Source organism: Bradyrhizobium xenonodulans, from assembly GCF_027594865.1.
Taxonomy (GTDB): Bacteria; Pseudomonadota; Alphaproteobacteria; order Rhizobiales; family Xanthobacteraceae; genus Bradyrhizobium; species Bradyrhizobium xenonodulans.
In genome coordinates, this window is sequence record NZ_CP089391.1 from 3,803,702 (window position 1) to 3,827,471 (window position 23,770).

The following is a 23,770-nucleotide window of genomic DNA, read 5'->3' on the forward strand; positions in this document are numbered from 1 at the left end:
CGGAGTATGGTTACAAGGAATTCCACGCACCACCCCACTGCTCGTTGAACGCGCTCCCGGGGCGAAATGACGAACAGCAGGAATATTCGAGGTATGGCGGCAGCGCCGACGCAGGGAGCTTCGCTTCCGGCGGGCGGCTGCGGTCCCGGCGGCGCTCAATCCTATGATGGGCGCCTGTATCGAGAGGCAATGGCAAGGAATACGTCGCCCCAGGATTACAGTCGGGATTTCGATCGGCGCGGCGGTCAACAAACGCCGCAGGAATGGGACGACGCCGACTGGGATCCGGATCAGGAAGCGGCGGCGGGCCATCGGGCGCGCCGGCTCTTGTCGCGTTCCAATTCGGGCTTCCATCGCTTCGGTGACGGGTTTGCGTCGATGCGCCGCTGGTTGGGTGGCGGTCGTTGGCTGAAGCGGCTGGCCGTCGTGGTCGGGGCTCTCATCGTCATCTTCGTCGGCTGTTTCGGCGCGCTGTGGTGGCGGCTCGGCGCCGGCCCCATCAATCTCGACATCGCGACGCCTTGGCTCGCTGCTGCCATCGAGGACAATATCGGGCACGGCAATACCGTGGAGGTCGGCGGCACCCAGATCGAGCGGGCCGGGCGGATCCGCATTGCCGTGCGCATCCGTGACATCGTCGTGCGCGACCATGACCATGCCATCGTCGCCACCGCGCCGAAGGCCGAGGTGAAGCTGTCGGGTGCGGGTCTTTTGATGGGCCATCTGCGCGCCGAGAGCCTCAATCTCGTCGATGCCGAGCTGGCGATTCGCATTGCGCCCGACGGCACGGTCACGGTGTCTGCCGGCGACACCGCAAAACCGCTCGCAACCGGCGTCGCCTCCAAGAAGGAGGCGGGCCTGCCGCCGACATTCCCGCGCAACGGTGTCCCGCCGCCGCCATTCGCCACGGCGCCTGCAAGCCCGGATGCATCCCAGGCCACACCGCCGGCGACTGCGCAGAGCGGCATTCTTCAGGGCCTCGACTGGCTCGACAGTCTCAGCATGACCGGTCTCGACGGCCAGAACCTCAACGAGATCGGCCTGAAGAACGGCAATCTGATCGTCGACGATCAGCAGCGCGGCAGCAAATGGTCGTTTGAGAACATCACGCTCAGCCTGCGCCGGCCGAGCCGTGGCGGCGTCACGCTCAGCCTCGGCGAAGAGGGCGCGCGCCCGTGGATGCTGCGCGCCACGATCGGCCCTGCCGAGAACGGCGTGCGCTCGGTCGACATCAAGGCCGACAAGGTCTCGACCTCCAACATCCTGCTGGCGCTGCGGGTGAAGGATCTCACCTATACCGCCGATCTGCCGCTGACCGGCGAGCTCAAGGGCGAGCTTGGCCGCGACGGGGTGCCGACCTTCTTCCGCGGCAAGATCGCGATCGGTGCGGGCAACATCATCGACACCGACACGCCGGATTATCCGATGGCGATCGACTCCGCCGAGATCAACGTCGAGTGGGACGCCAATCGGCGGGTGCTGGTCGCTCCGTTCAAGATCCTCTCGGGTGCGAACCGTCTGACGCTTCTGGCTCATCTCGAGCCGCCCAACGGCACCGTGAATGACTGGCAGCTCGGTTTCAGCGGCGGCTCGATCCTGCTCGGCGGCATCGACAACGAGCCGCCGCTCGTCTTCAACCGCATTGCGATCGGCTTCCGCTTCGACACCGACCACAAGCGCCTCCTGCTGACGCAGGCCGATATCAGCAATGGCGAGATTGGCGTCGCCGGCACCGGCGCCATCGATTATTCCGGCGAGCCGCGGCTGACGCTGGGCTTTGCGGGAACGCCGATGTCGGCCTCTGCGCTCAAGCGGATGTGGCCGACCCTCGTGGTTCCCGAGTTGCGCGAATGGGTGATCGAGCGGATCGAGCGCGGCACGCTCCAGCGCATCGAGATCGGCGTCAATTCGCCAACGAGGAATCTTCCGCGCAAGGGCCCGCCCATTCCCGACGACGGCCTGTCGGTCAACATCGTGGCGAGCGGCGTCGCGGTCCGCCCCGTGGACGGCATGCCGGTGGTGCACGATGCCGATCTGAAGGCGCGGGTGACCGGCCGCACCGCGACGGTGAATATCGCCCAGGGCATTGCCGACACGCCGGCGGGCCGCAAGGTCACGATTTCCGATTTCGTCTTCGAGGTGCCCGACATGGCGCCCAAGCCGTCGCCGTCGCGGACCAGGTTCCGGGTCGATGGTCCGGTGCCTGCCGCTGCCGAGATGCTTTCCAATGATCGCCTGAGCGACCTGTCGTCGACCGTCGTCGATCCCAACACCAGCAAGGGGACGTTCACGGCCAACATCCAGCTCGGCCTGCCGGTCAAGGGCGAGCTGACCAAGGCCGATACGACCTACACCGTCACCGCCGATCTCAACGGCTTTGCCGCCGACAAGCTGGTGATGAACCAGAAGCTCGAGGCCAACAATCTCAAGATCGTCGCGAGCAACCAGGGCTATCAGGTCAAGGGCGACGTCAAGATCAACGGCCAGGCCGCCTCGCTCGACTATCGCAAGCCGGCCGAGGGCGACGCCGACGTCAGATTGCAGGCGACCTTGGACGATGCCAGCCGCGCGCGGCTGGGATTTGACCTGAGCCCCGCCGTCAGCGGTTCGCTGCCGATCAAACTGTCGGGCAAGATCGCGAGCGGCGCGGACCAGACGACGAAGCTCGGCGTCGAAGCCGATCTCACTTCGGTCAAGCTCGACAATATGCTGCCGGGCTGGGTCAAGCTGCCGGGCAAATCGGGCAAGGCGATCTTCAAGGTGGTGCCGACGGCGCAATCGACGCGCTTCGAGGACATCGTCATCGAGGGCGGCGGCGCCTCGATCAAGGGCTCGCTCGAGGTCGACGCGAATGGCGACCTCATGAATGCGAGCTTCCCGACCTATTCGCCGTCCGACGGCGACAAGGCGTCGCTGAAGGTCGAGCGCGGCCAGGACGGCGTGGTCAAGGGCACGATGCGCGGCGACGTGTTCGACGGCCGCGGCTTCCTGAAGTCGGCGATTTCAGGCAATTCCAAGGACGATGCCAAGAACAAGATGAAGAACGTCGATTTCGACATCGACGTGAAGCTCGGCGCCGTCATGGGTTTCAACGGCGAGGCGATGCGCAGCGTCGACGCAAAGATGTCCCGCCGCAGCGGCGCGGTCAAAGCCTTCACGCTGAACGGCCGGATCGGCAAGGACACGCCGGTGGCCGCCGATTTGCGCGGCGGCCGCGCTCAGGGCAACCGCGAGGTGATCTACCTCCAGACCAACGATGCCGGCGCGCTGCTGCGTTTCACCGACACCTACACCAAGGCGGTTGGCGGCCAGATGGTGGTGGCGATGGAGCCGCCGTCCTCCGAGCCGAACACGACGCGCGAGGGCCTCATCAACGTGCGCGACTTCACGGTGAAGGGTGAAGCGCAGCTCGAACGTGTCGCAGCAGGAGCGCCCAACGGTACCGGGAACGGCGTCTCCTTCAGCGCGTTGCGCGCGGAGTTTACCCGGCAGAACGGCGCACTCACCGTTCGTGACGGCGTCGTCAAGGGCCCGATGATTGGCGCCACCATCGAGGGTTCGATCGACTATCCCGGCAACCAGGTCTGCATGAGCGGCACCTTCGTGCCGATGTATGGTGTCAACAACATCTTCGGCCAGATCCCGTTGTTCGGCATCTTCCTCGGCGGCGGCAACAACGAAGGATTGATCGGTGTCACTTACGAGGTGGTCGGCACGCCGGCCGCGCCGGTGATGCGCGTCAATCCGATCTCGGCGATGGCGCCCGGTCTGTTCCGCAAGATCTTCGAATTCAACACCGGCAAGCAGAACTCGCCGTTCGAAGAGTTTCCGTCGCAATCGAGCGACGGTTCGACCGGATCGACGCGTCAGCTCTCGAGCGGCTGCAGCCTCGCACGGCGTTAGCTGAAGTCGTCATGCCCGGGCTTGTCCCGCCTGCGCGGCCAAAGCCGCTACGGCGAGGCGAAGGCCCGGGCATCCACGAACTTTCTTTCTACATGTGCCGACAACGTGGGTGGCCGTGACAAGCCCGGCCATGACGACGTGGAGAGTTTGGTGCCGGCCGCTTACGCTGCTCGCACGCCGGCCAGGAAGGTGCCGACCTCACCGGAGAGCTGCTCGGCCTGCTTGGAGAGGTTGCTGGCGGCCGCGAGCACCATGCCGGCGGCGTTGCCGGTCTCGTTTGCGGCCGTGCTGACGCCGCCGATATTGGTGGTGACTTCCTTGGTGGCCTCCGCCGTCTGCGAGACGCTGCGGGCGATCTCGGCGGTGGCGGCGCCTTGCTCCTCGATGGCAGCCCCGATCGAGGTGGCGATGCGGCTGACCTCCTCGATGGTGGCGGTGATGCCACCGATGGCGTCCACGGCTTCCTTGGTCGCGCCCTGGATCTGGGCGATCTTGTCGCCGATCTCACGCGTCGCTTCCGCGGTCTGGCTGGCGAGCGACTTCACCTCGGAGGCGACGACGGCAAAACCGCGGCCGGCTTCGCCGGCGCGGGCGGCCTCGATGGTGGCGTTGAGCGCAAGCAAGTTCGTCTGTGCCGCGATGCTGGAGATCAGCTCGGCAACATGCTCGATCTGCTGGGCGCCGTCGGAGAGCGCGCGGACGATGGTGTCGGTGCGGCGCGCGCTGTCCACGGCGCGGCCGGTGACTTCTGCGGATTGCGCGACCTGACGGCTGATCTCGGTGATGGAGGAGGAGAGCTCTTCGGCGGCAGCCGCGACCGTCTGGACGCGCTGGCTGGCTTCGGTGGCGGCCGAGCCGACGACAGCGGCGCGGCGGTTGGTGCCCTCGGCGGTGGACGACATCGACTTGGCGGTGGTCTCGAGCTCGCCGGAGCCGGAGGCCATCAGGCCGACGAGCTGTCCGACCGACGCATCGAAGCGGTCGGCGAGCGAGATCAGGGCGTCGCGCTTCTCCTGCTCGCTGCGGGTCTTGGTGGCGACCTGCTCGGCTTCGAGCGTGCGTGCGGTGAGGGCAGTCTGCCTGAGCACTTCGAGGGTCTCGGCCATGCGGCCGATCTCGTCGCCGCGATCGGTCTCCGCGACCGGCTCGTCGATGGCGCCTTCGGAAATCTCCTGCATGCGGGTCTTCTGGCGATCGAGTGCGCTGAGCACGTCGCGGGCGATCAGCCAGGACAGCGTCGCCATCAGCAGCATCAGGCCGATTCCGATCGCGGCAAGCTCGAGCGTCAGCGAGCGCACGTCGGCATCGATGTCGTCGACATAGAGGCCGTAGCTGATGGTTGCGTTCCAGGGCGCGAACTTGCGCGCGAACACGGTCTTGCGCACCGGCTCAGTTTGCCCGGGGCGAGGGTAGAGATAGGAGGCCACGCCTCCGCCATTCTGTTCGCCGGCCTTGAGGATCGCGTCGGCAATGAGAACGCCGTTGGAGTCCTTCGCGCCGGTGATCTTGCCTTCGAGCTGCTGATTGGCGCCGTTCACGAGCAGCGAGGTGTCGGGATTGTAGACAACGGGATAGCCCTGGCCGCCGTTGAAGCTCATGCGCCGTCCGCGCATGTGGAACTGGGTTTTGGCTTCGGCCTGCGTCAGCTTGCCGGCGGTGACGTCGTCCTGAACCGACTGCGCCAAATTGTAGAGCATGTCGACCGCGGTCTTCATCTGCTGAACCCGGTCTTCCATCATGCGGTTCTTGCTGAGGAAGGCCGATACGGCGATGATGGCCGTGACCGTGAGAGCCGCGAGACAGACCATGCTGGCAAGCTTGGTGCGGATCTTCAGATGGCTCAGCAGCTTCATCACAGCCCCTACGGAATGGTTGTTATTGTCAACATTGCTAGCATGAAGTGCTTACCATTCATGAACATAGGCGTCCGGCAGCCCGCCGCGCGCATGAGCGTTCGCAGCTTCATGCACAACCGTGCAGTCAAACGGACATGTGTCGGCGCACGCCGGTACGCGTGCGGGAGTAGATCGATGTCAGGCTTGAGGGGTCATCGCGCCCGGCCGGAGTTGCAATGAACCGATTCGTTCATCGCCTCATCATGTCCGTGCTGCTGGTCGCAGCCCTCGTTCTCATCTGGAACGTCCTGGGCTCGCGATAGACGGCACCGGCAAAGCTGCCGGCGCCATCCGTTACTTGCGCGTCAATTGGCGTGCGCTCGCGCCACGCCAACACGCTGGTCGATTAGTCCTTGCCCATCGCCGCATCGGCGCTGACTGAGCCGCCGCCGGCTGTCGCGAGGTAGAGGCAGGCGAAGCAGAACAGGATCGCCGCGGTGCCGCCATTGAGCAGCGGCAGGAACACCGGCGTCTCGCCCTTGAGCATGTGGCCCATGAAGTAGGCGAAGGCCATTTCACCCGAGAGGATGAAGGCGGCGAGGCGGGTGAACAGGCCGATCATCAGGAGCGCGCCGAGCACGAGCTCGAGCGTACCGGCCGCATAGATCAGCGGCGGGATGTTCGCGAAGTAGGGCAGCACCGGAAACTTGAACAGCTTGGCGATGCCGTACTGGAACAGCAAGAGGCCGGTGATGAAGCGAAACAGGCTCAAGAGAACCGGTTGAAAGCGAGTGAGATAGGGAAAGTTCATTGGTTTGTGCCCTCCATCCAATGCTGCGACTTGGACCGTATTCAGTTCGGCCCCGCAAGCCACCCGGGATCAATTCCGTTCTGACATTTTCGTCATGTCGGGCAAAACACCGCACGCCCGGCCATCAGCCGCGCGCGATCCGTGTTTTTTGCACGCGTTCGCGCCGTGGCCGTCCGTAATTTTCCGGTAACGCGAACGAACTCAAGTTACCTCCGGGAGACCTACCGCCGCAAAGCAGGCACGATCAGGAACGGGATCATCCCGAGCACGACGCTCGCAAGTGCGAAAGCGAGCAGGGCGTTGTAGCCATGCGTCGCGTCATGGATCAGGCCGCCGCTCCAGGAACCGAATGCCGAGCCGAGACCGCTGCCGATCGAGATGGTGCCGTAGATGGTGCCGACCCGCTTGCCTTGGAAAATCCTCATCGCGGTGGCGCTGATCAGCGGACCGCGCGAGCCCATCATGCTGCCGAAGCAGACGACGAAGCCGGCGAGCAGAAGGATGCTTGGAGAGTACTGCAACAACCACAGCAGGATGATGCCGACGATCGAGATCGCGTAGCTCAGCAGCACCGACGGCCGGCGGCCGATCAAGCCGTCGAGCGCGGAGACCCCGAGCATGCCGAATACGAGCACGATGCCCGAAAAGCCCCAGGCGGTGGCGGCCTGGAGCGGCGGGAAGCCGGCATCGATCAGATAGGCAACGATCTGGGCTGCGATCGCATACATGCCGACCGCGGTGAAAAAGAAGGTCGAGAACAGCGCCCAGAAGGCGTGATGGCGCATGGCGCGGAGCAGCGTCCAGCCGTTGTCGACGAAGTCAGGATCGGTCTTCTTCACGACATGCGGCGAGCCCGCCGCGAACAGCCGCCACGGCAGCAGCATGAGCGGAATGAGCAGGCCCAGTGCCACGAAGCCGAACAGCTGATAGGTGTCGCGCCAGCCGATGCGATCGATCAGGAGCTGCGAGGCCGGCAGCAGCGCGAGCACGCCGCCGCCCATCGCCGAATACACCACCGACATCGCGGTCGGCAGGCGCGGCCCGAACCAGCGGCCGAGCAGGATCGAGTTCGGCACGATGCCGATGAAGGCGACGCCGATGCCGACGCAGAGGCCGATCGAGAGCTGGAACTGCCACAGATGCTGCGCGTGGGCCGCGATCAGGAACGCCGCGCCGAGCAGCAGCAGGCCAAACGCATACACGACGCGCGGTCCGGAATGGTCGAACAGCCGTCCGACAAAGGGTGCGGTGAGGCCGCTCGCGAGCCAGGTGAGGGAATAGACCGAGACGATCTGCGCGCGGTCCCAGCCGAAACTCTCCGAGATCGGTTTCAGGAACACTGTAAAGCTGTCGCCGAGCCCGCGGCCGAGCACAGCCAGTGTGAAGCAGAGCGCGAGCACGGTGAGCGCGATGCGAACAGCGTCCCGCTGATCGCTCGCAACGTTTTCCCTGGGCGTGTTCTGGTCCATTGCCAATCAGGGAGCGCGCATCGGCGCGCCCTGACAAGCATCAAAAGCTCATAAGCCTATGCAGGCCGGATGAGGACGTGCTTCTTCTTGCCGAAGGAGAGCTTGATCACGCCCTCGGGCGTCAGATTGCCCGCCGACAACACCATCTTCTCGTCGGTGACGGCCTCGTCGTTGACGCGCAGGCCGCCGCCCTTGATCTGGCGCCGGGCTTCGCCATTGGAGGCGACGAGCCCCGCCTTGACGAAGGCGTTGAGCACGCCGAGGCCGGCATCCAGCTCGCCGCGCGGAATTTCCACGGTCGGCAGGCTCTCGGCCAGCGCGCCTTCCTCGAAGGTACGGCGCGCGGTCTCGGCGGCCTCGTTGGCGGCGTCGCGGCCGTGCAAGAGCGCGGTCGCCTCGGTGGCAAGCACCTTCTTGGCCTCGTTGATCTCGGAGCCGCCAAGCGCCTCGAGCTTCTTGATTTCGCTCATCGGCAGCGTCGTGAACAGCTTCAGGAATTTGCCGACGTCGGCGTCCTCGGTGTTGCGCCAGTACTGCCAGAAGTCATAGGGCGAGAACTGGTCGGCGTTGAGCCAGACCGCGCCCTGCGCCGTCTTGCCCATCTTGGCGCCGGAGGCCGTGGTCAAGAGCGGCGTCGTCAACGCGAACAGTTGATGCGTCCCCATGCGGCGGCCGAGGTCGACCCCCATGATGATGTTGCCCCATTGGTCCGAGCCTCCCATCTGCAATTTGCAGCCGGTGCGCTTGGCGAGCTCGACGAAGTCGTAGGCCTGGCAGACCATGTAGTTGAACTCGATGAAGCTCATCTCCTGCTCGCGCTCGAGGCGCAGCCGCACGGAGTCCATGGTCAGCATGCGGTTGACCGAGAAGTGACGACCGACGTCGCGCAGCATCTCGATCCAGTTCAGCCTGGTCAGCCATTCGGCATTGTCGAGCATGACGGCATCGCTCTTGCCCTCGCCGTAGCGCAGCACCTTTGCGAACACGCCGCGGATCGATTCCTTGTTGGCCTCGATCTCGGCGACGGTGCGCATCGCGCGCGTCTCGTCCTTGCCGGAGGGATCGCCGACCATGGTGGTGCCGCCGCCCATCAGCGTGATCGGCTTGTTGCCGGACTCTTGGAGCCAGTGCAGCATCATCATGGTCAGATAGTTGCCGATATGCAGCGAGCGGGCGGTGCAATCGTAGCCGACATAGGCGGTCGCCTCGCCCTTGGCGGCGAGTGCGTCCAGCCCCTCGAAATCGGAGCACTGGTGGATGAATCCACGTTCCTGCAGGGTATTGAGGAAATCCGATTTAAATGCAGTCATCTGTCGGCGTGCCTGACAATTCTTGGTTTACCGTTTTGGGGGCAATTTAAGGGTCTTCCGATGGGAACTCGATTGCCGCCCGCCACTTTGGCCTGTGGCATTATAAGATGTGTCCCTCTGGCACAAGATCGGCATGCCGGAGCGGGTTTTGAGGACGCTGATCCATGATGTTGACGGCACTCGGTTTGATGAGCGGCACCTCGCTGGACGGGGTGGATGTCGCGCTGATCGAAACCGACGGAAAGCAGGTGAAGGCGTTCGGGCCGACCGGCTACCGCCCCTATAGCCCGGCCGAGCGCAGTTTGCTGCGCCAGGCGCTGAGCGAGGCCGTGCACCTGCCGCAGCGCGATGCCCGGCCGGGGATCCTGGTCGAGGCCGAACGCGCGGTGACGCAGGCGCATGCCGAGGCGGTCGCCGCCTTCGTCGCCCACAACCGGATGAAGCCGGAGGACATCGACATCGTCGGCTTCCACGGCCAGACCGTGCTGCACCGCCCCGAGCGGCGGCTGACGGTCCAGATCGGCGATGCGCCGGCGCTGGCAAAGGCGATCCATATCCCCGTGATGCATGATTTCCGCGCCGCCGACGTCGAGGCCGGCGGGCAGGGCGCGCCGTTCGTGCCGGTCTACCACCGGGCGCTTGCCAACTCGCTGGAGCGCGAGGGACCGATCGTCGTGGTCAATATCGGCGGCGTCTCCAACATCACCTATATCGACGGCAACGACACGCTGATCGCCTGCGATACCGGCCCCGGCAACGCGCTGCTCGACGATTTCATGTACCGCACCATGAACCAGGCGTTCGATGCGGAAGGAAAGTTCGCCGCGCTCGGCAAGGCCGACGAGGCCTGGATCGCGCGGGCGCTGGAGCTGCCGTTCTTCGCAAGCCCACCGCCGAAATCGCTCGACCGCAATGACTTCGCCGCCTTGAGGCTTGGCGATGTCCAGCCGGCCGACGGCGCCGCGACATTGACCGCCTTCACCGCGGCCGCGGTCGCCCGCGTCATCCCGCTGCTGCCGCGGCGGCCCCGAAGCTGGATCGTCTGCGGGGGCGGCGCCCGCAACCTCACCATGCTGCGGATGCTGCGGGAGCGGGTGGGCTCGGCGACGGTCGAGGCCGCCGAGACGCTCGGCTGGGCCTCCGACGCCATCGAGGCACAGGCCTTCGGCTTCCTTGCTGCCCGCGGCCTGAAGGGCCTGCCGCTGTCCTATCCGTCCACCACGGGCGTGCCGATGCCGATGACGGGCGGGGTGATGGCGCGGCCCTGACGTCCAGGCCGGTGAGCAAATGCGGTTGATGCAGATGCATCGATCTTGACATGTTCATGCACCTGCATCTATCTTGGATGCAGTTGCATCAACCCGCCGGGATCATGGCCATGACCGCTCCACTCAAACTGATCAGCCACAAGCTTTGCCCCTATGTGCAGCGCGCGGTGATCGCGCTCAAGGAGAAGGGCGTGCCGTTCGAGCGGGTCGATATCGATCTCGCCAACAAGCCCGACTGGTTCTTGAAACTGTCGCCGCTCGGCAAAGTGCCGGTGCTGGTGGTGACGACTGACAAGGGCGAGGTCGCGCTGTTCGAGAGCAACGTGATCTGCGAGTACATCGAGGAGACGCAGGGCGGCGCGAGGCTGCATCCGGCGGATGCGCTCGAACGTGCCGAGCACCGCGCCTGGATGGAGGTCGGCTCGGCGATCCTTGGCGATCTCTGGGGGCTGGAGACCACGACGGATCCGGCAACGTTCGAAAGCAAGCGTCAGGCGCTCGTCGCGAAATTCGCGCGCGTGGAAGCCGCGCTTGGGGCAGGGCCCTATTTCGCAGGCGAGGCCTTCAGCGTGGTCGACGCGGTGTTCGCGCCGATCTTCCGCTATTTCGATCTATTCGACGAACTGACCGAGCACGGCATCTTCCGCGATGTGCCGAAGGCGCGGGCGTGGCGAGCCGAACTTGCAAAACGGCCGAGTGTGCGCGAAGCGGTCGGCGCGGACTATCCGCAATTGCTGCGTGCCTTCCTCGTCCGCCACGACGCGCATCTGCTCAAGCTTGCGGCCTGAAGGCACGCCGATGTCGTCATCCGTGGCCTGGATCATGCTCGTGATCGCCGGCGCGCTCGACGTCGGCTGGGCAATCTCGATGAAATATGCGGAGGGCTACACGCGCGTGGGCTGGAGCATCGCTTCGCTTGTGCTGCTCGCCGCTTTCGTCTTCCTGCTCGGACGCGCCCTGAAGGTGCTCGAGGTCGGCGTCGCCTATTCGGTGTGGACCGGCATTGGGGCTGCCGGCACCTTCATGATGGGCGTGGTGCTGTTCGGCGAGACCTTGAGCGCGATGAAGCTTGCGGGCATCGCGCTCGTCTTGACGGGGATCGTCGCGCTCAAACTCGCTTAGCGCACGTTGGCCAGACGCATGTCGAGATAGGCCGTAATGGTTTCCATCAGCGGCTCGAGCTTGGCGTCGAAGAAGTGGTTGGCGCCGGGGATGACCTGCTGGTCGATCACGATGCCCTTCTGCGTCTTCAGCTTCTCGACCAGCGTGTTGACGTCCTTCGGCGGCACAACCGCGTCCTTCTCGCCATGCACGATCAGGCCCGACGAGGGGCAGGGCGCGAGGAACGAGAAGTCGTAGAGGTTGGCGGGCGGTGCGATCGAGATGAAGCCCTCGACCTCGGGACGGCGCATCAAAAGCTGCATGCCGATCCAGGCGCCGAAGGAGAAGCCGGCGACCCAGCAGGCGCGCGCTTCGGGATTGATGGTCTGCGCCCAGTCGAGCGCTGCCGCCGCATCCGACAATTCGCCGGTGCCGTGGTCGAACGAGCCTTGGCTGCGGCCGACGCCGCGGAAATTGAAGCGCAGCACCGAGAAGCCACGATGCGCGAAGGCGTAGTAGCACTGGTACACGATCTGATGATTCATCGTGCCGTGGAACTGCGGATGCGGATGCAGGATCATCGCGATCGGCGCGTTCTTCTGCTTGGCCGGGTGATAGCGGCCTTCGAGACGGCCGGCGGGGCCAGTGAAAATAACTTCAGGCATGGATGATCTCTGGATTGATTTGCTGGAGAGCTGGTCCTTGGCAATCAATCGATTGTGGCCCCATCGGCAGCGATGCCGACGAAAGCGCGAATGAAGGGTGAGAAGGCGTGCGCCTCGCGGTGATGCGCAAACGGCGCGCGGTGACTTGACGGCCGGGTTCTAACATAAGCAGCGGGGCAAAAAGCAAGCATCTTCGACATCTGCCAATGCGCTCAAGAACTTAGCTGGTCATCCCGGCGTCACGCTAGCAGAGGCCGGGATCGAGCAAGCTCGCATTTTGGCAGCAACTGATTGGAATCATGATTGTTTATCGCTCGTCGGACGATCCGGTCAGTGATTCACGCCGGCGCGTTGCGGTCTCCGAGCGAGGCGACCGCGGGCCGGTAGCGGCGGCTGCCGCCGAGTGTCTTGCCGGTGTCGAATCTGAGCTCGAAGTCCCCTGACGGTTTGAAGTCCACGCCACTCACCCGGTCGAGATTGGCCAGCCTCGTCCGGTGAACGCGCACGATGGCGAAACGGGCGAGCTCGCTTTCGGTTGCGGCAAGCGTGCCCCGGATCAGGTGCTGGGTGCCGTCGGCGAGGCTGTATTCGATGTAATTGCCGGCAGAAGTGACCCACAGGATGTCGCGCGGTGCGACGCGAACGCGGCTGGTGCCGTCCCGGAGCCAGATCAAATCGGGGGATGGTTGCTCCGGCGGAGCGGCCGGCATCGACAGGGCCGTGCGTGCGGCTTTGCGCAGCTCGCGACGGCTTTCGATCAGCCAGAGTGTTGCACCAATCAGCAATGCGGTCACCGCATCCTTGCGGAACTCGTACAGGACCGTCGCCTGCGAGAAACGGAAGTCGTAGGCGCTTCCCGCGAGCCAGAGCATGAGTTTCCGCAGTCCCACCATGCCGGCGATGTGGAGGGCCGAGAAGCCGAGCAGGGCGGCCACGCCGAGCCCGATCCGCGCCGTCAGGCCCATCGTCCGGCGCATGCGCTGGACGGACAGCATCAGGATCGGCACCAGCAGCAGGATGACGATGATGCTCGTCAGCTCCCAGAACAGCCGCCGGCCGATATCGCTGCTGTCGCCGCGCCAGGCTGCGTCCTGCGCGCCGGAGAGCGCATTGACGATGCCGATGGCGAGCGCAACGGCTGCAAGCGCACAAAACGTCGTCCAGTCGCCGCGATTGATCCCGCCGAGCCAACCGTTCGTCCCTGAAGACGACGCTTCATCCCCTCGCGCCCGGTTCTGATCCCAAACCGTCTCGACGCGCTCCGTTTCGGGAGCATTTTGGCCGTCAGCCATTGATGTCAGCCCTGGCCCGAAAACCGCTTTTGTCGTCCCGTCAAGGAGCAGAGAACCATGTCAACACCGCAGCAAGCATCAAGTCCGGAACGACGCATCGATCTGGATTGGGTGCGGATTTTAGCCTTCGGGCTGCTGATCTTCTACCACGTCGGTATGCTCTACGTGTCCTGGGGATTTCACATCAAGAGCGAGCACCGGCTGGCCTGGCTCGAGCCAGTGATGCTGGTGCTCAACCCCTGGCGGCTGTCGCTGCTGTTCCTGGTCTCCGGGGTCGCCAGCCGCTTCATGCTGGGAAAATACCGGCTCGCCGCCTTCGCCCGCGCGCGGTCGGCGCGGCTGCTGATCCCGCTGATCTTTGGCATGCTCGTGATCGTGCCGCCGCAGTCGTACCTCCAGATCGTCGAGAGCCTCGGCTATCCCCAAACCTCTCATCTTCAAGGCTTCGCTGACTTTTACGTCCGGCACTACCTGGCGTTCAGCGCGCAGTTCTGCCCGACCCCCTGCATCGTGCAGCCGACCTGGAACCATCTCTGGTTCGTGGTCTATCTCTGGGTCTACACCATGGCCCTGGCTGCCGTGCTGTCGCTGTGGCCGGCCGCTGCGGACCGGATCGGTGAAAGGTTGACGCTGGTGCTCGCCGGACCATGGCTGCTGGTGTGGCCGTGCCTGCTGTTTGCGGTCTGGCGGCTGTTCCTGTCGCCGATCTTCCCGTCGACGCATGCGCTGTTCGGCGACTGGTACAATCACGCGGACTATGCGACCGCGTTCCTGATCGGCTTCCTGCTCGCGCGCCAGGGCGGCATCTGGCGCGACATCGAACGGCAAAGGTGGTTGTCCCTGATGCTTGCGGTCGCTTGCTTCACAGCCTTCATCCTCATCTACGCCGGCTTGGTCCCGCGGTCGCCGATGCTGCGATGGTTCGCCGGTGCGGTCTATGGCTGCTATCAATGGATCGCGATGGTCGCGGTGCTCGGCTTTGCGCGCCGCCATTTGACGGCCGATGGCCCGGTGCGCCGCTATCTGACCGATGCGATCTTTCCCTATTACATCGTGCATCAGACCGCGATCATCGTGATCGCGCATGCGCTGCGGGGCAGCGGACTGTCAGCCGGAAGCGAGGCCGCCATCGTAATATCGGGCACCGCGCTCACTTGTCTGGTCAGCTACGAGATCGCGCGGCGGATCGCCTGGCTGCGGCCGCTGTTCGGGCTGCGGATGGAGCCCCGTTCATCGGCCGGGATGGCGCAGCAGCAGCCGGCCTAACGTGCGGCGGCGCCCGATTGGCGCGATGGCAAAAGGTGCTAAGAGGGCGTCATGCCCGATCGCGTCTATCTCGACTGGAATGCGACCACACCGCTGCGCCCTGAGGCGCGCGCGGCGATGCTGGCCGCGTACGAGCTGATCGGCAATCCGTCCTCGGTTCATGCCGAGGGGCGGGAGGCGCGACGCCTGGTCGAGGACGCCCGCGCCACGCTCGCCGCGGCGGTGGGTGCGCTGCCGCGGAACGTGGTCTTCACCTCGGCTGGAACCGAGGCCAATGCGTTGGCGCTGTCGCCTGGCCTGAAAGGCCCGTCGGGTGGTCCGGTCCAGCGGCTGCTGGTCTCGGCCGTCGAGCATGCCTCGGTGCTGGCAGGCGGCCGGTTCCCGGCGGACATGATCGGTCGGGTCCGCGTCACGCGCTCCGGTGTGATCGACCTCGATCATCTCAAGGCTCTGCTCAGCGACGGCCGGCCGGCCCTGGTCTCCGTCATGGTCGCCAATAACGAGACCGGGGCACTTCAGCCGGTCGCCGAGGCGGCCGGCATTGTTCACGAGGCCGGCGGCCTTCTGCATGTCGACGCGATCCAGGCGTTTGGCAAAATTGCGTTCAATATTAACGCGGTAGGCGCGGACCTTGCGACCTTTTCTGGGCACAAGATCGGCGGCCCCAAGGGGATCGGCGCCCTCGTGGTGGCGGAGGGGATTGCCGGACTGGAGCCGGTGTTGCGGGGTGGCGGGCAGGAGCTGAATCGCCGAGCTGGAACCGAGAATGTCGCCGGCATCGCCGGTTTTGGCGCGGCGGTGAGGGTTGCCCTTCAGGCTCTGCCGGAGGATGCGGAGCGGATGGCAACCCTCAGGGATCGCTTGGAAAATGGCATTCGCGCCATTGCCGGGGCGACCGTCTTTGCAGACGATGTGAGGAGGTTGCCAAATACCACTCTCTTCACGGCGCCTGGTCTGAAGGCCGAGACCGCGGTGATCGGCTTCGATCTCGAAGGCGTGGCCGTGTCCTCCGGCTCGGCCTGTTCCTCAGGCAAGGTCCAGCCGTCCCATGTGCTGTCGGCGATGGGGTATGATGCCGCCGTCGCTCAGGGAGCGGTGCGTCTCAGTCTGGGCTGGTCCACGGAACCAGATGATATCAATAGGGCGTTAGAGGCTTGGCGAAAGCTCGGTAATACCCTACTTAGAGGCTAAGCGACGAAACACGGCTTGAACCGTTCTAAGCCGTGCTTTCCGCCAAGAAACATCGTAATACTCGTCCGAGTTTGATCCACCGCGGTCCTTGAAACCGCGAGCGGAGGATAGAATGCCAGCCGTGCAAGAGACGGTCGAGCGCGTGAAGCGCATCGACGTCGATCAGTATCGTTATGGGTTTGAGACCCTGATCGAGTCCGACAAGGCCCCCAAAGGGCTGTCGGAAGAGACCGTCAAGTTCATTTCCGAGAAGAAAAACGAACCCGCCTGGATGCTCCAGTGGCGGCTCGAGGCCTATCGCCGCTGGCTGACCATGACCGAGCCGACCTGGGCGCGCGTCGACTATCCCAAGATCGACTTCCAGGACCTCTATTATTACGCGGCGCCGAAGCCGAAGAAGACGGTCACCTCGCTGGACGAGATCGATCCGGAGATCCTCAAGACCTACGAGAAGCTCGGCATTCCCCTGCGGGAAGTCGCCATGCTCGAAGGCGTCGAGCCCAAGCCCGGCGAGGAAGACCCGGCCCGCCGCAAGATCGCGGTCGACGCTGTCTTCGATTCGGTCTCGGTTGCGACCACGTTCAAGGCGGAGCTGAAGAAGGCCGGCGTGATCTTCATGCCGATCTCGGAAGCCATTCGCGAGCATCCCGAGCTGGTGCAGAAATATCTCGGCTCCGTGGTTCCAACCTCGGACAATTTCTACGCGACGCTGAACTCGGCGGTGTTCTCGGACGGCTCGTTCGTCTACGTGCCGCCGGGCGTGCGCTGCCCGATGGAGCTGTCGACCTATTTCCGCATCAACGAGCGCAACACCGGCCAGTTCGAGCGCACGCTGATCATCGCCGACAAGGGCTCCTACGTCTCCTATCTCGAGGGCTGCACTGCGCCGCAGCGCGATGAGAACCAGCTGCATGCCGCCGTGGTCGAGCTCGTCGCGCATGACGATGCCGAGATCAAATATTCGACGGTGCAGAACTGGTACCCCGGCAATTCGGAAGGCAAGGGCGGCATCTACAATTTCGTCACCAAGCGTGGCGATTGCCGCGGCAACAACTCCAAGATCTCCTGGACCCAGGTCGAGACCGGTTCGGCGATCACCTGGAAGTATCCGAGCTGCATCCTGCGCGGCGATAATTCCCGCGGCGAGTTCTACTCGATCGCGATCTCGAACGGCTTCCAGCAGGTCGATTCGGGCACCAAGATGATCCATCTCGGCAAGAACACGTCGAGCCGCATCATCTCGAAGGGCATCGCCGCCGGCAAGTCGCAGAACACCTATCGCGGTCTCGTCACCGCGCACCGCAAAGCGACCGGCGCACGCAACTTCACGGCCTGCGATTCCCTGTTGATCGGCGACAAATGCGGCGCGCACACCGTGCCGTACATCGAAGCCAAGAACTCGTCGGCGACGTTCGAGCACGAGGCGACGACCTCGAAGATCTCCGAGGACGTGCTGTTCTACTGCATCCAGCGCGGCCTTTCGCAGGAGGAGGCTGTCGGCCTCGTCGTCAACGGCTTTGTGAAGGACGTGCTTCAGCAGCTCCCGATGGAGTTCGCAGTGGAAGCGCAGAAGCTGATCTCGATCTCGCTGGAAGGGTCGGTCGGCTAATCGCCGACCCCAGCGGCGCGCCTCGCGCGCTCAAACATCAATTGAATAAACTGGATACCAAGATGGCTTTGCTTGAAGTGAAAGACCTGAAGGTTCGTGTCGAGGAACGTGAGATCCTCCATGGGCTGACGATGACCGTGAACGAGGGCGAGATTCACGCCATCATGGGGCCGAACGGCTCCGGCAAGTCGACGCTGTCGCACGTCATCGCCGGCAAGCCCGGCTATGAAGTCACCGACGGCCAGATCCTGTTCAAGGGCGAGGACCTCCTGGAGATGGCGCCCGAGGAGCGCGCCGCCAAGGGCGTGTTCCTGGCGTTCCAGTATCCGGTCGAGATTCCCGGCGTCACCACCATGAACTTCCTCCGCACCGCGCTGAACGCCCAGCGCAAGGCGCGCGGCGAGACCGAGTTGATGGTGCCGGAGTTCCTGAAGAAGGTCCGCGAGGTCTCGAAGTCGCTGAACATCCCGCAGGACATGCTCAAGCGCGGTGTCAATGTCGGTTTCTCCGGCGGCGAGAAGAAGCGTAACGAGGTGCTGCAGATGGCGCTGTTCGAGCCGAGCCTGTGCATCCTCGACGAGATGGATTCCGGCCTCGACATCGACGCGCTGCGCATCGCGGCCGACGGCGTCAACGCGCTGCATTCGCCCAAGCGCGCGATGGTCGTCATCACCCATTATCAGCGGCTGCTCAACTACATCGTGCCCGACATCGTGCACGTGATGTCGAAGGGCCGTGTCGTGAAGAGCGGCGGCAAGGAGCTGGCGCTGGAGCTGGAAGCGTCCGGCTACGCCCAGTTCGAGGACGCCGCGTAAGGAATTTTGCGATGAACGTTGCTGTGGCAAAGACCGGAAAGGGCCGCGCGGTGAGCGATCTCTTCACCAGCGCCGAGGGCCGGCTGCCGGGTTCGCCGTCCGTGATTGCGACGCGCCGTGAGGCGTTCGAGACCTATGAGCGTCTCGGCCTGCCGCACCGCCGGATCGAGGAATGGAAATACACCGATCTGCGTGCGCTGGTCGGCGAGGCGCTGCCGCTGGCAGCCAGCCCCGATGCGGCTGCGCTGAAGCGTGCCGCGGACGCCGTGAAGGCCCATGCGATCGCAGGCGCCCGCAAGCTGGTGCTGGTCGACGGCGTGTTCGTGGCCGATCTCTCCGATGTCAAGGCATTCGCGTCCGAGGTCAGCTTCAAGACGCTGCGTGAGATCCTGGCGAATGAGGCCAATCCTGCCGCCGGCGATCTGCTCCAGACCGCCTCGACCGACGCCGTGATCGCGCTCAATGCGGCGATGGCGACGGACGGTGTGGTGGTCTCGGTCGCTGACGGCGCGCAGTTGTCTGCGCCGATCCAGATCATCCATGTCGCGACGGCGGCTAGCGCGTCTGCGTTCACCCGTTCGCATCTGCGGATTGGCAAAGCTGCTCGCGCCACGATCATCGAGAGCTTCGTCACAGCCGGAACGGCAGGCGGCTATCAGGTCAACGATGCGGTGATCCTCTGGATCGGGGACGACGCAGATGTCGCCCATCTCCGCCTGATGGACGATGCGCCCGATGCGGTGAACATCACCTCGCAATTCGTCACCGTCGGCGCCAATACCAAGGTCAACTTCTTCAACATGACCACCGGCGCCGCGGTGAGCCGCCTGCAAGGCTTCATCACGCTGGCGGGCGAGGGCAGCGAGCTCTCCGCCAATGGCGTCAACCTGCTGCAGAAGACCGAGCATGGCGACACCACGCTGGTCGTCGACCATGCCGTGCCGAACTGCGTCAGTCGCGAGGTCTTCCGTGCCGTGATCGACGATCGCGCCCATTCGGTGTTCCAGGGCCGCATCATCGTCCGTCCCGATGCGCAGAAGACCGACGGCAAGATGATGATCCGCGCGCTGCTGCTCTCGGACGAAGCCGAAGCCGACAACAAGCCCGAGCTCGAGATCTTTGCCGACGACGTCTCCTGCGGCCACGGCGCCACCGCGGGCGCGCTGGATGACAGTCTGCTGTTTTATCTGAAGGCGCGCGGCCTGCCGGAAAAGCAGGCTCAGGCGCTGCTGATCCAGGCCTTCGTGGGCGAGGCGATCGAGCAGATCGCCGATGATGGCTTGCGCGAGCACGTGATCGGCATTGCCGAGCGCTGGCTGGAGCGCCGATCATGAGCACGCATCCGGCGGTCAAGAATGGCGCCTATGATGTCGCGCGCGTGCGCCAGGACTTTCCGGCGCTGGCCATGCAGGTCTACGGCAAGCCGCTGGTCTATCTCGACAACGCCGCCTCGGCACAGAAGCCGAGCGCCGTGCTCGACCGCATGACGCAGGCCTATCAGTCCGAATACGCCAACGTCCATCGCGGCCTGCACTACCTCGCCAATGCCGCGACCGAAGCCTATGAGGGCGGCCGCACCAAGGTGGCGCAGTTCATCAACGCGTCGCGCACCGAGGAAGTGATCTTCACCCGCAACGCGACGGAAGCGATCAACCTGGTCGCCTCGTCCTGGGGCGGGCCGAACATCGAAGAAGGCGATGAGATCGTCATCTCGATCATGGAGCACCACTCCAACATCGTGCCGTGGCATTTCCTCAGGGAACGCCAGGGTGCCGTGATCAAATGGGCGCCGGTCGACGACGAGGGCAATTTCCTGATCGACGAGTTCGAGAAGCTGCTGACCGCGAAGACCAAGCTGGTCGCGATCACGCAGATGTCGAACGCGCTCGGCACCATCGTCCCGGTCAAGGACGTTGTCAGAATCGCGCAGGCCCGTGGCATTCCCGTGCTGGTCGACGGCAGCCAGGGCGCCGTGCATCTGCCGGTCGACGTTCAGGATCTCGGCTGCGATTTCTACGTCTTCACCGGCCACAAGGTCTATGGTCCGACCGGCATCGGCGTGCTCTGGGCCAAGTACGATCACCTCGTCGCGATGCGCCCCTTCAACGGCGGCGGCGAGATGATCCGCGAGGTCTCGCGCGATGTCGTCACCTATGGCGATCCTCCGCACAAGTTCGAGGCGGGCACGCCCGCGATCGTCGAGGCCGTCGGCCTTGGCGCGGCCATCGACTACGTCAATTCGATCGGCAAGGAGCGCATCGCCGCGCACGAGCACGATCTCACCACCTATGCCCAGGAGCGCTTACGCGAGATCAACTCGCTGCGGCTGATCGGCACGGCGCGGGGCAAGGGGCCGGTGATCTCCTTCGAGCTCAAGGGCGCGCACGCCCATGACGTTGCCACCGTGATCGATCGCCAGGGCATCGCGGTGCGGGCCGGAACCCATTGCGTGATGCCGCTTTTAGAGCGGTTCAACGTGACGGCCACCTGCCGGGCCTCGTTCGGCATGTATAATACGCGGGAAGAAGTCGATCATCTGGCACAGGCGCTGCTTAAGGCGCGGGATTTGTTCGCATGAGTGACACGGCCGAAATCAAAGCCAATCCGATGGAGACCCAGTCGGCGCTGCCGCCTGAGGAGACCGAGCGCCTGACCACCGAGATCATCGCCGGCCTCAAGACGGTGTTCGATCCGGAAATCCCGGCCGACATCTACGAGCTTGGCCTGATCTACAAAGTCGAGATCAAGGACGACCGCTCGGTCGACGTCCAGATGACGCTGACGACGCCGAACTGCCCGGCTGCCGGCGAGCTGCCGACCATGGTCGAGAACGCGGTCGCCAGCGTTCCCGGCGTCGGCGTGGTCGACGTCAAAGTCGTCTGGGAGCCGCCGTGGTCGCCGGAACGCATGAGCGACGAGGCCCGCCTCGTGCTCAACATGTGGTGACGCGTAAACTCGACATTGAATTTGCTCCGCAACGGACCACATCATTGATATGACACAGGCAACACCAGCTTCGACACCAAAGCCCCGGCGCCCGCGCCCGCAGGTGATGCGGCTGACGGATGCCGCTGCCCAGCGCATCACCGAGCTCACCCAGCGCGCCGATTCCGAGATCGTCGGCCTGCGCGTCGGCGTGAAGAACGGCGGCTGCGCCGGCCAGTCGTACACGGTCGAATACGCCCATGATGTCCGCCCGACCGACGAGGTCGTCGAGGACAAGGGCGTCAAGATCCTGGTCGATCCCAAGGCCGTGCTGTTCCTGCTCGGCACCGAGATGGACTACAAGGCCGACAAGATGCAGGCCCAGTTCGTCTTCAACAACCCCAACCAGATCTCCGCGTGCGGCTGCGGCGAGTCGGTCGAGCTGCGTCCGGCCAAGATCGACGGCTAAGCCCGGCTTTCGCGTCTTGCTCAGCTGTCGTCCTGGCGAACGCCAGGACCCATACCACGTGATCTCTCGATAGCGGGAGGTGCCAGGACCGACACTGGCACGACTTGCAGTCTTCGCTAAACTCCTCCCTGGGGTAATGGGTCCTGGCGTTCGCCAGGACGATGGGGAGGCACCCGGGCCATGGACCGCGAATTCCTGATCGACCTGTTCGCCGATTTCGGCCCCGTCACCATCCGCAAGATGTTTTCCGGCTATGGCATCTCCGCCGACGGCATCAACTTCGCGCTCGCGTTGCGGGCCGGCCTGTTCTTCCGCGCCGACGAGGTGACGATCCCGGACTTCGAGGCCGAAGGCTCGAAGCCGTTCCAGTATTCCACCCGCGCCAAGACCGTACTGGTGAACTCCTATTGGGAGCTGCCCGCGCGCCTGTTCGACGATTCCGAGGAGCTTGCGCAATGGGCGAGAGCGGCGCTCGCCGCTGCCCAGCGCGCCAAGGTGAAGAAGCGGCCGAAGTCGAAGAAGGCGGCAGCGAAGAAGTCCGTTGCCAAGAAGGTGAAGACGGGCAAGAAGGCGCCAATTCGAAAACGCGTCAAACGAAAGAACTAGGCCTCCTGGTTCTCTCGGCGAGCCTCCCAAAAAATTTCCGAAGATAGGCTGCCGTCGGCGCGACCATCGAAAATGGGTTGGCTGTGTCGACGCTTCGCTAGTCGTACGAGGAGGATATTACGTCAGATCGGGAGGTCGTGGTCTCATTCGCGGAGGCGCGCATCCAGATCGTCCCGGCGACGATATGAATCACCAGGAATGCCAAGGCCACGGCCATGAGCCAGCCCATCTCATTTCGTGCGGGGGAGCGAGCAACCAATTTTGCTTGAGCCGCCTTGCTGGTGACGAGCATTTTGCGATCTCCGGAATTTTGACTGGATATTTGCGGGACGGATTGTTCGGAAGACGGCATCAAATGCTCGTATTGGCGGAGAATTCGACGTGCCTGAAGGCGCCGTGAACAGTGCAGCACCGCTGTGATCGAATCGAAGACGTTCCGCGCTTTCTTCTCGATGAGAAGACCGGAAGCGTCGGAAGCCGGTCCGGCCGCAGGGTACGAAAGGTCGTTCATTGCGGGCACCAATGACAATATCTTGCCAACATACATATCGGTTCCTCGTTTGCGTGCGCATCAGCACCGTGCATCGTCGGATTGCGGGCTGTGGCGGCCGGAATACGCGGGGTGTGACGAGGTCGTCGCGGGCGTCGGCACGCTCCGCGGCGTACGGCGTTCCTGGTTCTTGCCGACGCGGCGATCAAAAGAATCCGAGGCTCAAATCCAAGTCATAGGTGAGGGAGAGCACGAACACGAAAGCGCAGGCTGCTGCCAGCAGCAGAACGTGTTTCGCAAATTCTGCGCCGGTGACCGAGAGGACGGTTCGGGAGATCGCGCTCAGGATCGTTGTCACGCGCGCCGCCGAGATTCATGAATCGTTGATGCTCCGAGAGAGGCCGGAGGTCGTGCTGGAAAGTCGGTCTTCATGCTGCGCCTGAGCAGGATCGGCTCCCAGAAGAATCGGTTGGTTTCGGTCGTCGCCTCGTGCCGGCAAATCCCGATGTCGCTGAGGTATTCGGGCCTATGCCTGAGGTCCTCGAGCAGCTCCGACCTGAAGCAGGCGCGCTGGTACCAGGTGACGAACAGCGTGAGGGGCGCCAAGCTGGGCAGATGAAAATCCTTTGCAGGCGAAATGGCACCGTCTTGCCCAAAAGCGAGCGCTTGCGATCTTGGTTGCGCGGTATCGGTCAATGTGACCTCCAGATAATGATCGTCGTGAAGTTGGAGTCCAGTCAGTCGC

22 protein-coding genes are annotated in these 23,770 nt (G+C 64.2%); 13 read left to right on the forward strand and 9 right to left on the reverse strand.

Annotated features, from left to right (window positions below; translation table 11 throughout):
• The first annotated feature begins 93 nt into the window (after positions 1 to 93).
• Positions 94 to 3,903 (forward strand): YhdP family protein, encoded by a 3,810-nt coding sequence (locus I3J27_RS17760; protein WP_270171823.1) that lies wholly within the window; start codon positions 94 to 96, stop codon positions 3,901 to 3,903.
• A gap of 161 nt (positions 3,904 to 4,064) precedes the next feature.
• Here I3J27_RS17760 and I3J27_RS17765 read toward each other — a convergent pair whose 3' ends face one another.
• The 4 genes from I3J27_RS17765 to tyrS all read right to left on the reverse strand — a co-directional run bounded on the left by I3J27_RS17765 (position 4,065) and on the right by tyrS (position 9,328).
• Positions 4,065 to 5,756 carry a methyl-accepting chemotaxis protein gene (locus I3J27_RS17765; RefSeq protein WP_270171825.1) on the reverse strand — a complete coding sequence of 564 codons (1,692 nt, stop codon included), beginning with the start codon at positions 5,754 to 5,756 and terminating at the stop codon, positions 4,065 to 4,067.
• Between the two features lie 388 nt (positions 5,757 to 6,144).
• Positions 6,145 to 6,549 (reverse strand): DoxX family protein, encoded by a 405-nt coding sequence (locus I3J27_RS17770; RefSeq protein ID WP_270171827.1) that lies wholly within the window; start codon positions 6,547 to 6,549, stop codon positions 6,145 to 6,147.
• A 221-nt stretch (positions 6,550 to 6,770) separates the two neighbouring features.
• Positions 6,771 to 8,018: an MFS transporter gene (locus I3J27_RS17775; RefSeq protein ID WP_270171829.1), complete on the reverse strand. Its 1,248-nt coding sequence runs from the start codon at positions 8,016 to 8,018 to the stop codon at positions 6,771 to 6,773.
• Positions 8,019 to 8,074: 56 nt separating this feature from the next.
• Positions 8,075 to 9,328, reverse strand: coding sequence for a tyrosine--tRNA ligase (gene tyrS / locus I3J27_RS17780; protein WP_270171831.1), 1,254 nt, complete (start codon positions 9,326 to 9,328; stop codon positions 8,075 to 8,077).
• Positions 9,329 to 9,492: 164 nt separating this feature from the next.
• Here tyrS and I3J27_RS17785 point away from each other — a divergent pair, with 164 nt between their 5' ends.
• The 3 genes from I3J27_RS17785 to I3J27_RS17795 all read left to right on the forward strand — a co-directional run bounded on the left by I3J27_RS17785 (position 9,493) and on the right by I3J27_RS17795 (position 11,718).
• On the forward strand, positions 9,493 to 10,596 hold the full coding sequence (locus I3J27_RS17785) for an anhydro-N-acetylmuramic acid kinase (RefSeq protein ID WP_270171834.1): 1,104 nt from the start codon (positions 9,493 to 9,495) through the stop codon (positions 10,594 to 10,596).
• Between the two features lie 110 nt (positions 10,597 to 10,706).
• Positions 10,707 to 11,384: a glutathione S-transferase family protein gene (locus I3J27_RS17790; RefSeq protein WP_270171836.1), complete on the forward strand. Its 678-nt coding sequence runs from the start codon at positions 10,707 to 10,709 to the stop codon at positions 11,382 to 11,384.
• A gap of 10 nt (positions 11,385 to 11,394) precedes the next feature.
• A complete protein-coding gene (locus tag I3J27_RS17795; RefSeq protein ID WP_270171838.1) occupies positions 11,395 to 11,718 on the forward strand; it encodes a DMT family transporter in 324 nt (107 codons plus the stop codon).
• Here the strand turns inward: I3J27_RS17795 and I3J27_RS17800 are convergent.
• Both I3J27_RS17800 and I3J27_RS17805 read right to left on the reverse strand, forming a co-directional pair.
• Positions 11,715 to 12,362, reverse strand: coding sequence for an alpha/beta hydrolase (locus I3J27_RS17800; protein WP_014495555.1), 648 nt, complete (start codon positions 12,360 to 12,362; stop codon positions 11,715 to 11,717). The two genes, I3J27_RS17795 and I3J27_RS17800, sit on opposite strands and share 4 nt — an antisense overlap.
• 338 nt (positions 12,363 to 12,700) lie before the next feature.
• The gene (locus tag I3J27_RS17805; RefSeq protein ID WP_270171848.1) at positions 12,701 to 13,654 is read right to left on the reverse strand and encodes a LytTR family DNA-binding domain-containing protein; all 954 of its coding nucleotides are present in this window, start codon (positions 13,652 to 13,654) and stop codon (positions 12,701 to 12,703) included.
• A gap of 57 nt (positions 13,655 to 13,711) precedes the next feature.
• Between I3J27_RS17805 and I3J27_RS17810 the strand changes: the two genes are divergently transcribed.
• The 9 genes from I3J27_RS17810 to I3J27_RS17850 all read left to right on the forward strand — a co-directional run bounded on the left by I3J27_RS17810 (position 13,712) and on the right by I3J27_RS17850 (position 22,535).
• A complete protein-coding gene (locus tag I3J27_RS17810; protein ID WP_270171850.1) occupies positions 13,712 to 14,920 on the forward strand; it encodes an acyltransferase family protein in 1,209 nt (402 codons plus the stop codon).
• A 51-nt stretch (positions 14,921 to 14,971) separates the two neighbouring features.
• Entirely contained in the window at positions 14,972 to 16,111 is a 1,140-nt protein-coding gene (locus I3J27_RS17815) for a cysteine desulfurase family protein (RefSeq protein WP_270171852.1), read from the forward strand.
• 112 nt (positions 16,112 to 16,223) lie between these two features.
• The gene (sufB, locus tag I3J27_RS17820) at positions 16,224 to 17,720 is read left to right on the forward strand and encodes a Fe-S cluster assembly protein SufB (RefSeq protein ID WP_014495553.1); all 1,497 of its coding nucleotides are present in this window, start codon (positions 16,224 to 16,226) and stop codon (positions 17,718 to 17,720) included.
• Positions 17,721 to 17,782: 62 nt separating this feature from the next.
• The gene (sufC, locus tag I3J27_RS17825; RefSeq protein ID WP_270171855.1) at positions 17,783 to 18,535 is read left to right on the forward strand and encodes a Fe-S cluster assembly ATPase SufC; all 753 of its coding nucleotides are present in this window, start codon (positions 17,783 to 17,785) and stop codon (positions 18,533 to 18,535) included.
• 11 nt (positions 18,536 to 18,546) lie between these two features.
• A complete protein-coding gene (gene sufD, locus I3J27_RS17830) occupies positions 18,547 to 19,869 on the forward strand; it encodes a Fe-S cluster assembly protein SufD (protein WP_270171857.1) in 1,323 nt (440 codons plus the stop codon).
• Complete coding sequence (locus I3J27_RS17835) at positions 19,866 to 21,113, forward strand: cysteine desulfurase (RefSeq protein ID WP_270171859.1); 1,248 nt, start codon at positions 19,866 to 19,868, stop codon at positions 21,111 to 21,113. The genes sufD and I3J27_RS17835 overlap by 4 nt, the downstream gene beginning before the upstream one ends.
• A complete protein-coding gene (locus I3J27_RS17840) occupies positions 21,110 to 21,481 on the forward strand; it encodes an SUF system Fe-S cluster assembly protein (RefSeq protein ID WP_008558582.1) in 372 nt (123 codons plus the stop codon). The genes I3J27_RS17835 and I3J27_RS17840 overlap by 4 nt, the downstream gene beginning before the upstream one ends.
• A gap of 49 nt (positions 21,482 to 21,530) precedes the next feature.
• Positions 21,531 to 21,929 carry a HesB/IscA family protein gene (locus I3J27_RS17845; RefSeq protein ID WP_018323036.1) on the forward strand — a complete coding sequence of 133 codons (399 nt, stop codon included), beginning with the start codon at positions 21,531 to 21,533 and terminating at the stop codon, positions 21,927 to 21,929.
• Between the two features lie 180 nt (positions 21,930 to 22,109).
• Complete coding sequence (locus I3J27_RS17850; RefSeq protein ID WP_270171865.1) at positions 22,110 to 22,535, forward strand: TfoX/Sxy family protein; 426 nt, start codon at positions 22,110 to 22,112, stop codon at positions 22,533 to 22,535.
• Positions 22,536 to 22,632: 97 nt separating this feature from the next.
• Here the strand turns inward: I3J27_RS17850 and I3J27_RS17855 are convergent, their stop codons facing one another.
• From I3J27_RS17855 to I3J27_RS17865, 3 genes are all read right to left on the reverse strand, one after another.
• Positions 22,633 to 23,046, reverse strand: a complete 414-nt coding sequence (locus I3J27_RS17855; RefSeq protein WP_270171867.1) for a hypothetical protein — start codon at positions 23,044 to 23,046, stop codon at positions 22,633 to 22,635.
• A 184-nt stretch (positions 23,047 to 23,230) separates the two neighbouring features.
• On the reverse strand, positions 23,231 to 23,383 hold the full coding sequence (locus I3J27_RS17860) for a hypothetical protein (protein ID WP_270171869.1): 153 nt from the start codon (positions 23,381 to 23,383) through the stop codon (positions 23,231 to 23,233).
• On the reverse strand, positions 23,380 to 23,721 hold the full coding sequence (locus I3J27_RS17865) for a hypothetical protein (protein WP_270171871.1): 342 nt from the start codon (positions 23,719 to 23,721) through the stop codon (positions 23,380 to 23,382). The genes I3J27_RS17860 and I3J27_RS17865 overlap by 4 nt, the downstream gene beginning before the upstream one ends.
• Positions 23,722 to 23,770: the final 49 nt, after the last annotated feature.

Coding starts and splice junctions, on each gene's coding strand:
- I3J27_RS17815 (WP_270171852.1), top strand. CDS start 14,972: ATGCCCGATCGCGTCTATCTCGACTGGAATGCGACCACACCGCTGCGC.
- I3J27_RS17765 (WP_270171825.1), bottom strand. CDS start 5,756: ATGAAGCTGCTGAGCCATCTGAAGATCCGCACCAAGCTTGCCAGCATG.
- I3J27_RS17760 (WP_270171823.1), top strand. CDS start 94: ATGGCGGCAGCGCCGACGCAGGGAGCTTCGCTTCCGGCGGGCGGCTGC.
- I3J27_RS17840 (WP_008558582.1), top strand. CDS start 21,110: ATGAGTGACACGGCCGAAATCAAAGCCAATCCGATGGAGACCCAGTCG.
- tyrS (WP_270171831.1), bottom strand. CDS start 9,328: ATGACTGCATTTAAATCGGATTTCCTCAATACCCTGCAGGAACGTGGA.
- I3J27_RS17810 (WP_270171850.1), top strand. CDS start 13,712: ATGTCAACACCGCAGCAAGCATCAAGTCCGGAACGACGCATCGATCTG.
- I3J27_RS17845 (WP_018323036.1), top strand. CDS start 21,531: ATGACACAGGCAACACCAGCTTCGACACCAAAGCCCCGGCGCCCGCGC.
- I3J27_RS17795 (WP_270171838.1), top strand. CDS start 11,395: ATGTCGTCATCCGTGGCCTGGATCATGCTCGTGATCGCCGGCGCGCTC.
- sufD (WP_270171857.1), top strand. CDS start 18,547: ATGAACGTTGCTGTGGCAAAGACCGGAAAGGGCCGCGCGGTGAGCGAT.
- sufC (WP_270171855.1), top strand. CDS start 17,783: ATGGCTTTGCTTGAAGTGAAAGACCTGAAGGTTCGTGTCGAGGAACGT.
- I3J27_RS17800 (WP_014495555.1), bottom strand. CDS start 12,362: ATGCCTGAAGTTATTTTCACTGGCCCCGCCGGCCGTCTCGAAGGCCGC.
- I3J27_RS17855 (WP_270171867.1), bottom strand. CDS start 23,046: ATGAACGACCTTTCGTACCCTGCGGCCGGACCGGCTTCCGACGCTTCC.
- I3J27_RS17805 (WP_270171848.1), bottom strand. CDS start 13,654: ATGGCTGACGGCCAAAATGCTCCCGAAACGGAGCGCGTCGAGACGGTT.
- sufB (WP_014495553.1), top strand. CDS start 16,224: ATGCCAGCCGTGCAAGAGACGGTCGAGCGCGTGAAGCGCATCGACGTC.
- I3J27_RS17770 (WP_270171827.1), bottom strand. CDS start 6,549: ATGAACTTTCCCTATCTCACTCGCTTTCAACCGGTTCTCTTGAGCCTG.
- I3J27_RS17850 (WP_270171865.1), top strand. CDS start 22,110: ATGGACCGCGAATTCCTGATCGACCTGTTCGCCGATTTCGGCCCCGTC.
- I3J27_RS17785 (WP_270171834.1), top strand. CDS start 9,493: ATGATGTTGACGGCACTCGGTTTGATGAGCGGCACCTCGCTGGACGGG.
- I3J27_RS17835 (WP_270171859.1), top strand. CDS start 19,866: ATGAGCACGCATCCGGCGGTCAAGAATGGCGCCTATGATGTCGCGCGC.
- I3J27_RS17775 (WP_270171829.1), bottom strand. CDS start 8,018: ATGGACCAGAACACGCCCAGGGAAAACGTTGCGAGCGATCAGCGGGAC.
- I3J27_RS17790 (WP_270171836.1), top strand. CDS start 10,707: ATGACCGCTCCACTCAAACTGATCAGCCACAAGCTTTGCCCCTATGTG.